Consider the following 15,476-nt stretch of genomic DNA (forward strand, 5'->3'; position numbering starts at 1 on the left):
ACGAGGACCGTCCCTCCTCGCCGACCCACCTCGGCGAGGAGGACGCGTCCCTGTGGATGCCGATGGCGAAGTCCCGACACAGAACGCTGGAGAAGGTCCGCCGCTGTCTCAAACCGTCGGCAGAGGCGATCGTCGAGCTCACACGACTGCTCCTTGATCCTTCTCGGTGGCAACGGCGGAGACGGAGAGGAGTGTCGCGGCCGCGAGGCTGCCCCACAGGGCGGCCGGGCCGAGCCGTGCGAGAGCGGTGATGACCCCCGGGGAGACGGCGAGGCCGAAACCCGTGGAGAGCTGGAAGCGGGCGAGGGCGCGTCCCAGGACCTGGGCCGGGGCGAGTGCGGTGACGAGCGCGGTGGCGCTGCCGGCGTAGATGATCTCGCCGAGCGTGCAGACCACGGACACCGTGGCGACGGCCGGGGCGCCCCAGCCGTGTCCCAGTGAGGTGGCCGCGAGGAAGCCGAGGTAGGACGCGGCCAGCACGACACCGGAGAGAGCCAGCGCGGTCCGCCGGGAGAAGCGGGACATGAGGACGGTGACCGGTATTTGCAGGGTGACGACCAGTGCCGTGTTGGCCACGAAGACGGCTGCCGGCCACACCGGGGAGGCGTGCAGCTGCGTCACCAGGACCAGGGGGAGCGCGATCTCGGGGACGTTGAGGCAGAAGACGTAGACCACGTTGGCGGCGAGTAGCGCGAGCATCCGGGGTGCCGGCTCGTCGTCCCGGTCCCTGGCCGGGACGGTCTCCGCCGGATGCGCGTGCACGTGGACCGACCACGCCAAGGCGGCTGCGGCAAGGTAGGCGAGCGCAGTGACGGCTGCCAGCGCCCGCAGTGCGGTGGTGCCGCCCGCCAGGCATACGGTGGCGAGGAGTGCTCCCACGCCCAGAGCGGCGTTGCGCAGGGCGCGGGCCCCTGCGAGGGCGGTGTCGCGTTCTCGGCCGTGGGCGACCGTGGCCACGAGCGCGGCGTGGGCGGCAGGCCATGCCTGGTTGCCGATGCCGAGGAAGAGTGCCGCCGTCGCGAAGAGCCAGACGTGCGCCGCTGGGGCGGCCAGCAGCAGCGCCACACCCAGCACCCGCACCAGCATGGACGCCGCCACGACCGTGCTGCGTGCGCCGCTGTCCAGCCATCGGCCCACCGCGGGCATGCACACCAGACCCGCGACGATGCCGACCGTCATGGCGGTACCGGTGACCGGCGCGGACAGCCCCAGCACCGTCACGCCGTAGAGCAGCAGAAAGGGCCGCAGCAGCCCGGTGCCCAGCGCGTCCACGGCCAGGGCGACGGCGTAGCGGGGGCCTCCGGAGGCGCGGACGAGGGCGCGGGGCTGGATTCTGGTGGTGGTAGCCATGGCGTCAGACGGTGCGTTCGGCCGCTGGGCGAGGCACGTCGGTTGACGCACATCGTCAATCGACGCCGTAGCCAGGCTGTCCGCGCGGTGATGATGGGGGGATGACGCTGAGGATCGACATCAGCGGTCTGCCGTCCGAGCGAGTGCGGTTCGCTGCCTCCCCGTTGGCCGAGCTGACCGCAATGCTGCACGTGCTGGCCGAACCCGGTCACCATCCGCAGTTCGCCGGCTGGGCCGCGGACGTCTGGGCCGGGCTGCCGCCGCAGCTGGCCGAGCGGCTCAGGGAGGCGGAGTTCCTCTGGCGGTCCTCACAGGCCGACTTCCTGATCCCCGCGCGGCCCCGGCCGACCCTCGCCGAGGAGCTGGACGACGTGGACCGGATGGACGACGAGACGTATGTGACCGCCGCGCTCGTCACCACCTGCGGCAGCAACCGGGTCCATTTCCCCGGGGCGTCGCCGCTCACCGACACGACGGCGCGAGAGCGGGCCCTGGACGTGGCCCAGGCCCGCGGCGCGCTGCAGGAGGCCTTCGCGGAACGGCTGCTCGCGGACCCGGCCGCGGTGCGGGCGCGGGTGCGCCAGACCCTCGAGGAATGCGCCGAGGCCTTCTTCGACGGCGCCTGGGCGGGCGTCGCGGTGCAGCTCGCCACCGATCTGCGCCTGAAGAGAGAGCTGCTCAGGCGCCAAGGCCTCGGGGCGGCGCTCGCCTCGGTCTCCGGCGCGGTCACCCTGGCACCGGACGGCGACTGCATCATCGTGGACAAGGTGCAGGACAAGGCGACCGCCGCCCGTGGCGCCGGCGTGACCTTCATCCCCAGCGTCTTCGGCCGCCCGCACCTGGTGGCGGTCCACGCGCCCGGGTGGCATCCGGTGGTGCAGTACCCCGTCGCCGAGCCGAGTCCGGCGGAGCCCGTCTCCCTGGAGACGGTCACCCTCCGGCTGGAGGCGCTCGCGCATCCGGTACGGCTGCGGCTGTTGCGCACCCTGGCCCGCGGCCCGCACACCACCAGCGAGCTGGCCCACTTCTGGGACCTCTCACCCCCGGAGGTGTCCCGCCACCTCGCCGTCCTGCGCCGCGCGGGCCTGCTCACGGCCCGGCGGCACGGTCGTTACGTCCGTTACAGCCTCAACCTGCCCGATCTGGCGGCGTTGGGCGCCGACCTGCTGGCGGCCGTGCTGCGCTGAGTAGCTTCCGTCCATCGGAACGCGGCGAGCCTCCAAACCCCGACTGCGGCTACATGGGCACTCCGTCCTGGTCGAGCGCCGGTCCGTCCTGCAGGACATACCACCTGCAGGACATACCACCTGCAGGACATGCCGCCCCCGCAGGACATACCACCTGCAGGACATGCCGCCCCCGCAGGACGAGTTCAGCCGCAGGACGGGTGCAGCCGCAACGCCGGTGACGCGGCGGGGAGCCGCGTCACCGGCGGGTCGGGGCGGCCGCGGCCGTGTGCCGACCAGGCTTCCTACGACGGGATGGCCTCGTCCTTGCGGGCTTGCCGTGCCAGCCGTTCGCGGACCAGCGCGAAGGCCACCACACCCGCGGCCACCAGGGTGGACAGGACCACCTGGTCACGGCCGCCGCCCTCCGTCGTATCGGTCAGCATGTAGCCCAGCACGAACGTGATCATCGCGATGGTGGCCCAGGTGAGGTACGGGTAGAGCCACATCCTGACGATCAGCTTCTCCGGCGACTCCCGCTGGATGATCTTGCGCATCCTCAGCTGGGAGAAGCAGATCACCAGCCAGACGAACAGGGCGATGGCGCCGGAGGAGTTGAGCAGGAACTGGAAGACCGTGTCCGGCCACAGGTAGTTGAAGGCGACCGCGACGAAGCCGAAGACCACGGAGGCCAGGATGGCCGTCTGCGGGACTCCGCGTCGGGTGGTGCGGGCGAAGGCGGCCGGTGCGTCGCTGCGCCGACCGAGCGAGAACGCCATCCGGGACGCGGTGTACAGGCCCGAGTTGAGGCAGGACAGCACGGAGGTGAGCACGATGGCGTTCATGATCTCGCCGGCGTGCGGGATGCCGATGGAGTTCAGCGCGGCGACGTACGAGCCGTCCTTGAGGATCGCCGGGTCGTCCCAGCGCAGCAGCGACACCACGATCAGGATCGAGCCCAGGTAGAACACCGCGATCCGCCAGATCACGCTGTTGGTGGCCTTGGTGACCGCGCCCCGCGGGTCCTCCGACTCGCCGGCCGCCAGCGTGACGATCTCGCTGCCCATGAAGGAGAAGACCACCATCAGGATGCCGGTGAGGATCGCGCCCGGGCCGTGGGGCAGGAACCCGCCGTGCGCGGTGAGGTTGGAGAAGCCCGACGCGGGGTGGTCGGAGCCGGGCAGCAGGCCGAAGATCGCGAGTCCGCCGATCACGATGAACGCGGCGATGGCGACGACCTTGATGCCGGCGAACCAGAACTCGAACTCGCCGTAGGAGCTGACCGAGGCGAGGTTGGTGGCGGTGAGGACGACCATGACGATCAGGGCCCAGCCCCACTGCGGGACCGCGGGGATCCAGCCGGCCAGGATCTTGGCACCGGCGGTCGCCTCGACCGCGAGCACCACGACCCAGAAGAACCAGTACAGCCAGCCGATGGTGAGGCCGGCCCAGCTGCCCAGCGCACGGTCGGCGTAGGCGGAGAACGATCCGGAGGTGGGGTTGGCCGCGGCCATCTCGCCGAGCATCCGCATGACGAGGACGACGAGGGCACCGACGAGCAGGTAGGAGATCAGGATGCCGGGGCCGGCGGCGGCGATGCCGGATCCGGAACCGACGAACAGGCCGGCGCCGATGACACCGCCGATCGCGATCATCGACAGGTGGCGGTTCTTCAGCCCGGCTTGCAGGCCGGACCCTTCTGGGGCGCTTTCGGTGGTGGTCACCGGATCGGAAGCGGATACAGGGGGGCGTGATGACATCTCGGCATCCAGGGGCAGATGGGGATGGCGGAAGGGCCTGCGGGATCGCGCGGGGTGGCCGCGTGGATTCCACAGGGTGGAGCGTGCGAGGGTGCGTGCCGGGTCGGAAGGCGGGTGGCGATCACGGTCGCGGAGCGGGCATGGTGGACCGCGGCCATTGGACCCTGCCTGGCGGACCGGCGGCCTCGGCGGTGCCCAGGAAAATAGTTCAGGGCGATCAGAAAAAACAAGGGGGTCCGCCCGTCCGCCCGTGGCCCCGGCGCGCCACCTCGCCGGGAGCACCCACCTCGCACACGCCGTATCGAGAGGCGGCGCGGGTCGCCGACCACGGGCGCACAGAGACGCGAATTCCCTGCTCAGGCCCACCGCCAGAGGTGCGCCGAGCCGTCCCTCACACCCCCCATCCGGACCGGTCGAGCCGGGGCCTTGTTTAACTGTTCACCTTGCTCTAATTTCTCCTTCCATCGCTTCGCTCCTTCCATCGCGACGCCGCACACTGCCGTCTCACGCCTGTTCCGGCTGATGCGGAACCCCCTCCCCACGTCCCCCTCACTCCGGGAGCCCCCATGCACCACACCGAATGGTCGCGGGAACCCCCGAAGGCCCGTCCCGCCCACCACGCACGAGCGTGCCCTCGGCGGGGCACACGCCGAGAGGCCGGCACGGGATGCCGACCGGCGTGATGCCCAGCCCGCGATACCCGTTCGCCGGGGGCCCCGACCACGATCAGCGGGCCGTTAGGGTGGCGCCGTGGTGAATGCAGCGGGCAAGTTCGGGCCCTACAACCAGCCGGGCCCGGTCCCCACGACCTCGATCACCGGCGTGGGGCACGCCCGCATGCTGCCCCTCGGGGGTCAGAGCGGATCCGATCTCGTACGGTCGCGGATCGCGCTTCGGGTACGCCTGCGATCCGTGCGTCCGGGGGATCGGCTGCCGGACGCCGGGGTCCTCGCCGAGGAGCTGGGAATCGGCGAGATCACCGTGCGCCGAGCACTGGAGGGCATGTGCCAGGACGGCCTGCTCGACCGCCGACGCGGACGGGCCGGCGGAACCTTCGTCGCGCAGGGCTGGGACACCGTCGTAGCCCTGATGCACGACGCCGAGGAGGCGGCTTCACTGGACGCCTTTCACCTGCTGCTCGAATGCGGACTGGTGGCGCACGGTTCGGGAGAGGTCCCGGAAGAGCGGCTGGACGGACTTCGTGCGCTGGCCGAGGAGATGGAACTGGCTGACGACCCGGCACGCATGGCGGAGCTGGAGACCCGCTTCCACCTGGACCTCGCGGAGGCGCTCGGCGGCGCCGGGATCCGCGAGTTCGCCGCTGATCTGCTCGGCCGCCTGTGCCTGCTGCTGCCCGCACCGCAGCCCGAGGTGGTGCGGGCGCAGAACCGCTGTCACATCGAACTGCTCGCCGAGCTCGCACGGGGTGCCACCGATCCGGCCGTACAGGCGGTGAAGGCACACCAGAGTTCCTGGCGCCGCTGACGCCCCCCGGTCGCCCCGACCGTCGACAACCCGCGCACCATCACGCCGCCACACCGTACGAGGAGTTGCCTCATGCCCCACCCCGGACCCGGTTCGCTGTCCCCGCCGGGCCCCGTCGGCGGCGCGCCGCAGCGGCTGCGCGGCGGCGTGCTCGGCATGGCGGACATCGCCGCCGCCACGATGGCCAATGTCGGCCCGGCTATGAGCTTCTTCTTCAGTTTCGCCTTCCTGGCCACCACCGCAGGTGAGGGGTCTCCTCTGACCATCCTCGCCGCGGGTGTCGCGGTCGGGCTTCTCGGCAACACGCTGGCGGAGTTCTCGCGGGCGCACCCCTCGGCAGGCAGCTTCATCACCTTCGTCGGCAAGACCTTCGGACCGGTGAGTGCGGTGACCACGGCCCTGCTGGCGACGCTGGGCTACATCATCGCGATGGCCGGTGTCATCTCCATCTCCGGCGGGTTCGTGCAGATCACCCTGCACCATTACACCGGCGTGGACCTTCCGTGGATCATCTGGACGCTGCTGCTCACCGGACTGGCGGTGGTACTGATGCTGCGCGGGGTGGTGGTCTCCACCAAGTGGGCCGGCTACTTCTTCGGCATGGAGATGCTGGTGCTGGTCGTCGTGTCGGTCGCGGCGCTGGTCGAACACCGCGGCCAGCTCTCCGTCGACCCGTTCCTGCCCAGCCACATCAACGACGGCTTCAAGGGGCTGGCGGCGGGCTTCCCCCTTGCGGTGTACACGTTCATCGGCTGGGAGAACTCGGCGGCACTCGCCGAGGAGACGGAGAACCCGCGGCGCAACGTCGGCCGCGCGGTGTTCTCCTCCGTCGCCATCATGACGGTCAGCTACGTCCTCTTCGCCTACTCCACCCTGACCGGCTTCGGCTACGACGTGGAGCGACTCGGCGACTCCGCCACCCCCTTCATCGACGTCGCCCATCAGACCCTCGGCGCACTGGCGTTCCTCGCCTACCTCGGCGGTCTCACCTCCACCCTGGGCGTGCTGATCGCCGGCATCAACTCCCAGGCCCGCCTGGTGTTCAACGCCGGACGCGAGGGTCTGCTCCCGTCCTTCCTCGGCTACGTCCACCCCATCCGCCGCACGCCGAACAACGCGATCGTCACCTTCACCGCCACCGCCCTGCTGATCATCGGCGGCTGGGCCCTGGTCCACCTGCTGGGCCCGGATGGCCGCTCGATGAACCCGGTGGTCTTCTTCACCGAGTCCTCGACCCTGGGCGCCACCCTGATCCTGCTGGTCTACCTCGCCTCCAACATCGCCCTGCCGCTGTACTACCGCAGATACCGCCCCCAGGAGTTCCGGCTGGTCCGGCACCTCCTCCTGCCCGCGATCGGCACGGCGGCCATCCTGGTCCCGCTGTACTACCTCGCCAAGCCCGGCCAGCCGGCGCCGTACAACTGGTTCCCCTACGCGGCCCTGGCCGCCCTGCTCGCCGCCGTCGGCTACGCGACGGTCCTGGTCCGCCGCGACCCGACCCTGGCCGAACACGTCGGCTCCGTCGTCGCCGACGCGGACTGAACCCACAGGGATCCGTTTGTCCCCCTGCCTGCGGCACCCTCACGGCAATACGCCTTGTCCAACGGACTGATCCGCTCGCACCGATGAAGGTGACTGACGGCCGCGCCACAAGACGGCGCCCGGCAGCCTCCTTTGCGTGCGTAACCCTCCGAACGCAACGAGTGAAACCCGGCGTCCCTCCCGGCCGCATGCACGTGTCTGTCCCCGGACCATCCTCTGCCTCTACACTTCAGCTCTCTTTGCCCGTGAAGGCAGGACGAGCGCATGTGGTCCGGGGGTGGTGCATGAGGCCGAGGGCGTTGCCGCGGGAGTACCGGTCGGGACGGGGGCGGACCGCATTCGCGGTGATCACGACGGCTCTTGCTGCTCCCGGCGGCCTGACTCCGTTGTGGACCGATGACAGCATCCCGGCCTGGGTGAAGGCGCTCGTCACCGGGGCCGTGCTGGGCTTCGCGGCCTGGCTGATCACGGCGTCGGCGCGTGCAGCGACGCTGGTTGACCACAGTGGACTGCAGGTGCGCGGCTTCCTTGGGACGCGGCGCCTGGCCTGGAAGGACATCCAGGAGATCCGGGTGGAGGTCAGCGCCGGTGCGGTGTTCCAGGAGAACGGAGCCGAACGCCTCGCCTATGCGTACGGGCCCGGCGGTCGGCGGGTGCAGTTGATGTACGTCGACGACGCCCGTGTGCATCTGGACAGCGAGATCGCGTTTCTGCGCCACACTTGGCACACATTGCGCGGGGACGGCTGGGAGCCGGTGGCTGGGCTCGCCGACCGGATCCGACGCGGCGAGGCCCGCCGTCTTGCCCTGCTGGCCGGCCTGGTGCCGGCCATCTTCTGCGTCTTCCTGCTGATCCTGGGGCTGATCGTGGACCTCTTCGTCGATCTGCCCGATGGACTGGAGACCGTGCTCTCCCCGTTGATCCTCTTCGGTGTGATCATGCCGGTTCTGTCCGTCGGCGCGGCGTCGCTGGCCTACTGGCGCAGACGCTTTGTGGGCCAGCACCAGCCGTTTGACACTCCGTGAGGCGTGCGGCTCATCGCTCGACAGACTTGAGAAGGCGAACACGGTTCCTTCTCGCGTGATCCCTCGGTGCTCGGGGCACAAGGACCGAAGCACTGGCCATCACAGGCTGACGACTACAGTCGTTCCCCCGCCTGAGCTCAGCGAACAGGAGTCTCACAGCTTCTGCTCAAGCTGCTGCGTCATCGGCACCAGCCCGGATGCCTCGTAGAAAGACCGGGCTGGCGTATTGAAGCACCACACGTTCGTGATCAGCCGCCGGCAGCCGGCTTCACGGCCGATCTCGCGCACTGCCTCAAGGAGTGCAGTCCCGACCCCGCCACGCGATGCGGTGGGATCCACGGCCAGTTGCTGCAGCATCACGGCCGAATACCTTTGGACCTGCGGACTGCCCTCGCGCTCCATCACCCGGGCCATGGCATACCCGGCGAGTGAACGCCCGGACGAGAGTTCCGCGACAAGGACGTGCGCAGAAGCATCGTCGATGGCGTCGTCGAAGAAGGCTTCGAGTCGCATCTGCTCCGGCTCAGCGACGAATACGTCAGGGCGCTGCTGCGCGTGCAGGCCATGAACGATGCCGTGGAGTTCCACGAGCCGCGGACCGTCACCCTTGGACGCGTCTCGGATCCGGATCATGTTTCACATCGTGCCCGGCGGACCACGCGTCGCGCCACGCGATTACTGAGGCCGAACTCGGGGGCGTCGAGGCGTGGACACCTCAGCCGCATCCCGCAGGTCCGCTTCACCGCGGCCACCACCGGCTCCGCCCGCCTCCTCGTAGCCGTCGCGGCAGCCGACCTCAACGCGCTCTACCGCTTCCTGAGCGACACCGTCGGAGCCCTCGAACACATCATCACCCTCGAGGTCACCCCCATCCTGACCGGGGTCAAGAGGACCGACCGGCCTGGTCCGCCCCGGCTCTGAGCCGACCACCGGCTCCGGGCAGGAACGTCCTCGAGCGCCCAGGTGTGCACGGCGTCGACGAGGCGGAGGTGGACGCATCTCCTCACCCCGGCGTCGAGCCGGCCCGCTCACGCAGGCACCTGGCTCAGCACCGTGGAGTGCCGCACTTCGCCACGTCCCGGGTGGCCGATGAAGGCCGACCGGGACGTCGGGCTCAGGCGAGGTCGAACCGGTCGAGATTCATCACCTTGTTCCACGCTGCCACGAAGTCACGTACGAACTTCTCTCCCGCATCCTGGGCCGCGTAGACCTCCGAGAGGGCCCGGAGTTGGGAGTGCGCACCGAAGATCAGGTCGACGGCGGTGGCGGTCCACTTGACCTCGCCGGTGGCGCGATCCCGGCCTTCGAACACGTTCGCGTCCGTAGCCGACGCCTTCCACTCCGTGCCCATGTCGAGCAGGTTGACGAAGAAGTCGTTGGTCAAGGTTCCCGGCCGATGGGTGAAGACACCGTGGGGGGATCCCTTGAAGCCGGTGTTCAGGGCCCGCATGCCGCCGATCAGCACCGTCATCTCGGGAGCGGTCAGCGTCAGCAGGTTGGCGCGGTCCAGCATGAGGGTCTCCGGCGACAGCTTCTCGCCTTCCGGAAGGTAGTTGCGGAAGGCATCCGCCTTGGGCTCCAGCACGGCGAACGACGCCGCGTCGGTCTGCTCCTGCGAGGCGTCCGTACGCCCCGGTGCGAAGGGAACCGTGACGTCGTACCCGGCGTTCCTCGCGGCCTGCTCGACGGCCGCACACCCGCCGAGGACGATCAGGTCGGCGAGGGAGACCCGCGTTCCGCCGGTCTGGGAGAGGTTGAAGTCCTGCTGGATCTGCTCGAGCGTGCGCAGTACCTCGGTCACCTCGGGGAGGTTGTTGAGCTCCCAGTCCTTCTGCGGCGCGAGCCGGATTCGTGCCCCGTTCGCCCCGCCGCGCTTGTCGGTGCCGCGGAAGCTCGCCGCCGACGCCCAGGCGGTGGTGACCAGCTGGGAGACGGAAAGGCCCGAGGTGAGGATCCTGCCCTTGAGGGCGGCGATGTCCTCGTCCCCGACCAGTTCGTGATCGACGTCGGGAACGGGGTCCTGCCAAAGCTGCGGCTCGGGAATCCACGGGCCGAGGTAACGCGAGAGGGGTCCCATGTCGCGGTGCAGCAGTTTGTACCACGCCTTGGCGAACGCCACCGCGAGCTCATCCGGGTTCTCGTGGAACCTCTTCGTGATCGGCCCGTAGATCGGGTCCACCTTCAGCGCGAGGTCCGTCGTCAGCATCATGGGGGCGTGCCGCTTCGACGGATCATGGGCGTCGCGTACGGCGTTCCTGGCCGCGGGATCCGTGGGAGTCCATTGGTGAGCGCCGGCGGGGCTGCTCGTCAGCTCCCACTCGTAGCCGTAGAGATTGTCCAGGTACCCGTTGTCCCACTTGGTCGGCTCGGTGGTCCATGCGCCCTCCAGACCACTGGTGAGCGCGTGGGGGCCCGTGCCGCTGCCGTATGTGTTCCGCCAGCCGAGGCCCTGCTGCTCGATGGGGGCGGCCTCGGGCTCAGGGCCGATATAACTGGCGTCGACCGCGCCATGACACTTGCCGAAGGTGTGGCCGCCGACGATGAGCGCGACCGTCTCCTCGTCATTCATCGCCATGCGCCCGAACGTCTCGCGAACGTCCCGGGCGGCAGCCATGGGGTCCGGGTTTCCGTTGGGCCCCTCCGGATTGACGTAGATCAGTCCCATCTGCACGGCGGCGAAAGGACCGGAGAGTTCCCTGTCGCCGCTGTAACGCTCATCTCCGAGCCATGTGTCCTCTGGCCCCCAGAAGATTTCCTCGGGTTCCCAGATGTCCTCTCGTCCGAAACCGAAACCGAACGTCTTGAACCCCATGGATTCCATGGCACAGTTTCCGGCGAAGACCAGAAGATCGGCCCAGGAGATTTTCCGGCCGTACTTCTGTTTGACCGGCCACAGCAGGCGGCGCGCCTTGTCCAGGCTCGCGTTGTCCGGCCAGCTGTTGAGGGGGGCGAAGCGCTGTGCGCCGCTGCCGCCGCCGCCGCGGCCGTCCGCGATGCGGTACGTTCCCGCGGCATGCCAGCTCATTCGGATGAAGAGCGGCCCGTAGTGACCGTAGTCTGCAGGCCACCAGTCCTGGGATGTCGTCATCACCTCGAAGACGTCCCGCTTCAGGGCGTCGACGTCGAGGGTCGCGAACTCTTTTGCGTAGTCGTAGTCCTCGTCCATCGGGTTGGAAAGGGGCGAGTGCTGGTTGAGAACCTGAAGGTCCAGCTGATTCGGCCACCAGTCCCGGTTCGTCCTGGGCCGAGTTGGCGTCGGTGTCGGTGACGGGATTGCTGGGTTCTCGCTTTCACTGCCGGACATGCCCGTCCTTCTTCCTGTCTCGGTGTTCCTTCTGCCGGCTGCCGCTCTTGACGTCGTCGGATTTGATGTTGTGGAGCACGTCGACCCACAATCAGCGCGCCCTGGCGCCCACCGGTTGGAAAATGCGCTGTGCCGCGTCCGTATGGTCGCGCACCTCGGACCACACCTCTATGAAACACGCAGAGCACCACGCATGACAGGTGTGAGAGAAGGGGCGGCCTTTCTGGTGCCGCCGATTTCCGGCGCAAGGTGAATCGAATACGACAGCCACCGGCTCGCTGGAGGGGACCTGGCTGGTCGCGCCGTGACAACGGAAAAGGTGCGTTCGACCACCCACACCACCCCCACCACCCACCGCTAGACGCCCGGGGGCCGGAGCCGTGCCCGGCGCTGCGCCGCGCGATCACGGGCACCCCGCCCCGGGCTCGGACCTCCTTGCCATGGCGGTTGTGACCGTGGCCGCGGCCACGTCAGTGGGTCAGCCGTTGCCGGCCCGGTGGTCGGCCCGAAGCGTCGCCGTGCGCTGGGCGAGCCTGCGCAGTGCCATGTCTCCCCACTGGAGGTTCTCCCGCTCGAAGGCCATCCCGCGCAGCAGGGTCAGGTAGGGGCCGATGCGCTCGGCCTCGGCGAAGTACGCCTCCTCGGAGCGCCCGTCGAGGAGGCGCTGCCGGAGTCTCTCGTAGCGGACGAGCTTGGCGGTGGCCCACTCCATGCGCTCGGAGATGGCATTTCGGACCGCCTCGATGTCGCCGGCGTCCAGACACTGCACCTTGACCAGCAACTCGTCTCGGATCACCGCCGGTCTGCCGGGCGGCTCGGCGGTGTAGGCGTGTACGGCCGCCCGCCCGGCCTCGGTCAAGGAGAACAGCCGCTTGTTGGGCCGGCGCTCCTGCTCGACGACGCGGGCTGTGACGAGTCCTTCGGCCTCCATGCGCTCCAGCTCCCGGTAGAGCTGCTGGGGTGTCGACATCCAGAAGTTGGCGACCGTCGCGTCGAACCCCTTCGCGAGGTCGTAACCCGACGCCTCACCCTCCAACAGCGCGGCCATGACCGCGTTCCGCAAAGCCATGGGCACACGCTAACAGCTTCGTGAGTAGTCAACGAAGTGATGAGTCAGTCCCTCCACGACATGGACAAGGCAGGGTAGCCGCCTCTAGTCTCCATACACACCTATTCAATTTGTTGAGTATGAGAAGAGGCGGACTCATGCATCCCTTCCGCAAGGCCGTCGAGAGCGGTGACATGGACGCCGTGGCCGCCCTGCTGGCCGACGACGTCGTCTTCACCAGCCCGGTCGCCTTCAAGCCCTACCCCGGCAAGGCGATGACCACTGCGATCCTGCGCGGCGTCACCCGCGTCTTCGAGGACTTCACCTACGTTCGGGAGATCGCCAACCCCGACGGCCGTGACCATGCCTTCGTCTTCACCGCCACCGTCGCCGGCAAGAAGCTCCAGGGCTGCGACTTCCTGCACTTCGACGAGAGCGGAAAGATCGACGAATTCACGGTGATGGTGCGCCCGCTCTCCGCCGCCCAGGCACTGGCCGAGGCCATGGGCGCCCAGTTCGAGCAGATCGCCCGGGATGCCGCCGGGCAGTGACCGCGGCGACGGACCTCGACGCGGGGGCATCGGCGCGGGCAATGCCGGACTCACCGCTGCCACCACCCTGCAATGCGCGGGCCTTGCGCACCCTCCTGGCGGGGCGCCCCGACGTCCCCGGCGGCTGCGCCACTTTCCGCGTGGCGCTCCGAGTTCGCGGCGGCGTTGCATCCAGCTGCACCGGAAGGGATGGGGGTCTTCGGCCCCATCGCGTCGGTGGACCGTCCGAGGAAGTGGTCCCGCATCGGGCCGAACCGGAAGAACTGCGGGATCAGCCCCCGTAGGCGTCGCCTGCCGGCTGCATCCCGGCGGCGATCTCGAAGCCGTCGATCAGCTAGGAGTCGAGCGACGCGGCGCAGTGTCGGGTGTCTCTGAGACAGATGTCGATGTACCGGGTGAGGGTCAGCGCGTCCTGGGGGTCGTCGGACCGGAATGTGACGCGGCGCAGCAGGCCGACGTCGTCGAGCGTGACGCCCTCGCGGGCGAGGACGAAGACGAGAGTGAGGAAGGCGGAGCGGGCGTTGCCGTCGTCGAAGGGGTGGAAGAAGCAGACGTCGAGACAGGCCCGTGCGGCCCGGGCGGTCAGGGGAAGGGGCCTTCCGGAGTCTTGTGTGCTCTGGGCCAGGCAGGCGTCGAGGCGGGTGCGGGTGTCCGGGCCGATGCCGTAGCGTTCCCGGCCGCCCTTGGCGAAGGCCGGCCGGTTGCGGAACAGCGGTGGCTGTGGCGTGCCCAGGACATGGTGCTGCCAGCGCTGGAGCAGTTGGAAGTCGAGCAGGGCGCCGCGTGCCGCGTCGGCCCGCAGTAGTTCCAGGGCGTCGAGCAGTCCTTGTGCGCGGGTGGGGTCTATGGCGTGGTCGAAGGTTCGGATGTCCTCCGCCGCGCCGTCGTGCGAGGGGGTCACCGGTTCGTCGCCGCCGCCGTCGGGGGCTTCGTGCCATGGCACGGTCTCGCGTACCGCGAGCCAGCGGCGCAGGTGGTCCGGCTCGGGTTCGGTGGATCGTGCGGCGTCACCCGGCCGCAGAGACAAGGCCAGTTGCTCGGCGACGTCGTCGACCAGCTCCGGGTCGGGGCCGGTCCAGCTGTGGAACCGTCCGCCGATGGCCTGCTCGACCAGTTTCTCCGCGCGGTCGGGCGGGACGCTCCAGCGGCCGAGGAACCAGGTGAGAACTTGATGGCAGTGTCCGTACCAGCCGCTGCCGCAATCGGTGCGGTCGGTCACCTGCCCGATCAGGTTTCGGGCGCCGCGTTCCCACAGGTTTCGCTGAACCTCGATGTCGGCCAGATCCAGCGGGTACGCCTCGAAAGACCTGGCGAGGTTCTCCAGCCACTCGCGCCACTCGCAGAGCGCAGCGACGACACGGGCGAGGGTCTCCTCCGGGGTGGTGATCGAGTCCCTGGGACAGCACCAGTTCCCCACTGGTCCTCCGTCGAAGTCGCCTTCGTCATGTGCCCAGCGCCAGCCAACGGTCCAGCGGCCGTAGTGCTCGGCAAGGGCGTGCGACATCGCGTCGGCCCAGGGCCGGCCCGTATCCCAGCTCCATGCGCTCATCGCCGGGTCAGCGAGGGGCAGGTCGGGGCGGCGGGGCACCCTCTGGGCGGGCCCGAGGGACCGCACCACCTGCGGCACCGAAGCGCTGTCGAAGGGGTGACGCGCGGGGTCCACGTCGTCCCAAGTCAGATAACCGGGGGACAGGTCGACGATCACTGCGCAAGCCTGCCATGTCCATCCGACTGCGGATCAAGCGGATTACCGCTGGTGGCTTCTGTCCACGCATCCGGTGGACAGAAGCCACCGGCGAGGAGCGCTTCCGTGAGATGCGGGGCCGGCGCTGTGGGGAGGCCCGCCCGCGTCGGCGCGCCACCGAGCACGGCTGCGGCGCCCTCGGGTCTTCACCGATCTGCGCCGGGGCGTCAGCCCGGACCCGGCCGGCGACTCGCTAGCGGAGGTGGCGAAGTCGAGGTGCCGGGCGCGCTGTTGCGGTCCACCGCGGACCGGAACGCGGGTACGCCGTGTACGTCGAGCCGAACGTCTGGATACGGCACCCGCTGTGAGCAGACGGGCCGCGGAGACGGAACCGCATGCTTCACATCGATCACCGACGAATGAAGAAGAGATCCAGGATGCGTGACGATCAGGCAAAGCGATTGACAAGGGACTAAGGGGCGTCAGGCCGCAAATCAGTCAGGTTCGGCAAGGATCAGTCAAGGCCTACACAAGATCAGCTCTTGGAACGGTCCACAAGTT

General features: G+C 69.2%; 12 protein-coding genes and 1 pseudogene. 7 read left to right on the top strand and 6 right to left on the bottom strand.

The window, feature by feature from the left end; translation table 11 throughout:
- Positions 1 to 138: 138 nt before the first annotated feature.
- Positions 139 to 1,350 carry an MFS transporter gene (locus tag C3488_RS07480; RefSeq protein ID WP_103838515.1) on the bottom strand — a complete coding sequence of 404 codons (1,212 nt, stop codon included), beginning with the start codon at positions 1,348 to 1,350 and terminating at the stop codon, positions 139 to 141.
- Between the two features lie 101 nt (positions 1,351 to 1,451).
- Between C3488_RS07480 and C3488_RS07485 the strand changes: the two genes are divergently transcribed.
- Positions 1,452 to 2,537 carry a helix-turn-helix domain-containing protein gene (locus C3488_RS07485; protein WP_103838516.1) on the top strand — a complete coding sequence of 362 codons (1,086 nt, stop codon included), beginning with the start codon at positions 1,452 to 1,454 and terminating at the stop codon, positions 2,535 to 2,537.
- Positions 2,538 to 2,821: 284 nt separating this feature from the next.
- Here C3488_RS07485 and C3488_RS07490 read toward each other — a convergent pair whose 3' ends face one another.
- On the bottom strand, positions 2,822 to 4,276 hold the full coding sequence (locus C3488_RS07490) for an amino acid permease (RefSeq protein ID WP_181138922.1): 1,455 nt from the start codon (positions 4,274 to 4,276) through the stop codon (positions 2,822 to 2,824).
- A gap of 750 nt (positions 4,277 to 5,026) precedes the next feature.
- Here C3488_RS07490 and C3488_RS07495 point away from each other — a divergent pair.
- From C3488_RS07495 to C3488_RS07505, 3 genes are all read left to right on the top strand, one after another.
- A complete protein-coding gene (locus tag C3488_RS07495; protein ID WP_103838518.1) occupies positions 5,027 to 5,761 on the top strand; it encodes a FadR/GntR family transcriptional regulator in 735 nt (244 codons plus the stop codon).
- A gap of 72 nt (positions 5,762 to 5,833) precedes the next feature.
- Entirely contained in the window at positions 5,834 to 7,303 is a 1,470-nt protein-coding gene (locus C3488_RS07500; protein WP_103838519.1) for an APC family permease, read from the top strand.
- 344 nt (positions 7,304 to 7,647) lie between these two features.
- Positions 7,648 to 8,328, top strand: coding sequence for a PH domain-containing protein (locus C3488_RS07505; protein ID WP_146067841.1), 681 nt, complete (start codon positions 7,648 to 7,650; stop codon positions 8,326 to 8,328).
- Positions 8,329 to 8,481: 153 nt separating this feature from the next.
- On the opposite strand, the gene C3488_RS07510 is transcribed toward C3488_RS07505, so the two are convergent.
- Complete coding sequence (locus C3488_RS07510; RefSeq protein ID WP_103838521.1) at positions 8,482 to 8,961, bottom strand: GNAT family N-acetyltransferase; 480 nt, start codon at positions 8,959 to 8,961, stop codon at positions 8,482 to 8,484.
- Here C3488_RS07510 and C3488_RS07515 point away from each other — a divergent pair.
- A complete protein-coding gene (locus tag C3488_RS07515; protein WP_103838543.1) occupies positions 8,893 to 9,249 on the top strand; it encodes an Lrp/AsnC ligand binding domain-containing protein in 357 nt (118 codons plus the stop codon). The genes C3488_RS07510 and C3488_RS07515 overlap by 69 nt on opposite strands.
- Before the next feature lie 193 nt (positions 9,250 to 9,442).
- Here C3488_RS07515 and katG read toward each other — a convergent pair whose 3' ends face one another.
- On the bottom strand, positions 9,443 to 11,632 hold the full coding sequence (gene katG / locus C3488_RS07520; RefSeq protein ID WP_103838522.1) for a catalase/peroxidase HPI: 2,190 nt from the start codon (positions 11,630 to 11,632) through the stop codon (positions 9,443 to 9,445).
- Positions 11,633 to 12,110: 478 nt separating this feature from the next.
- Positions 12,111 to 12,701, bottom strand: coding sequence for a PadR family transcriptional regulator (locus tag C3488_RS07525; protein ID WP_103838523.1), 591 nt, complete (start codon positions 12,699 to 12,701; stop codon positions 12,111 to 12,113).
- Between the two features lie 137 nt (positions 12,702 to 12,838).
- Here C3488_RS07525 and C3488_RS07530 point away from each other — a divergent pair, with 137 nt between their 5' ends.
- On the top strand, positions 12,839 to 13,231 hold the full coding sequence (locus C3488_RS07530) for a nuclear transport factor 2 family protein (protein WP_103838524.1): 393 nt from the start codon (positions 12,839 to 12,841) through the stop codon (positions 13,229 to 13,231).
- Positions 13,232 to 13,565: 334 nt separating this feature from the next.
- Here the strand turns inward: C3488_RS07530 and C3488_RS07535 are convergent, their stop codons facing one another.
- Positions 13,566 to 14,936 carry a Fic family protein gene (locus tag C3488_RS07535; protein ID WP_103838525.1) on the bottom strand — a complete coding sequence of 457 codons (1,371 nt, stop codon included), beginning with the start codon at positions 14,934 to 14,936 and terminating at the stop codon, positions 13,566 to 13,568.
- Positions 14,937 to 15,179: 243 nt separating this feature from the next.
- Between C3488_RS07535 and C3488_RS41410 the strand changes: the two are divergent.
- Positions 15,180 to 15,283, top strand: a pseudogene (locus C3488_RS41410) (N-acetyltransferase); the annotation flags it as partial.
- Positions 15,284 to 15,476: the final 193 nt, after the last annotated feature.

Source organism: Streptomyces sp. Ru72 (assembly GCF_002920635.1).
Taxonomy (GTDB): Bacteria; Actinomycetota; Actinomycetes; order Streptomycetales; family Streptomycetaceae; genus Streptomyces.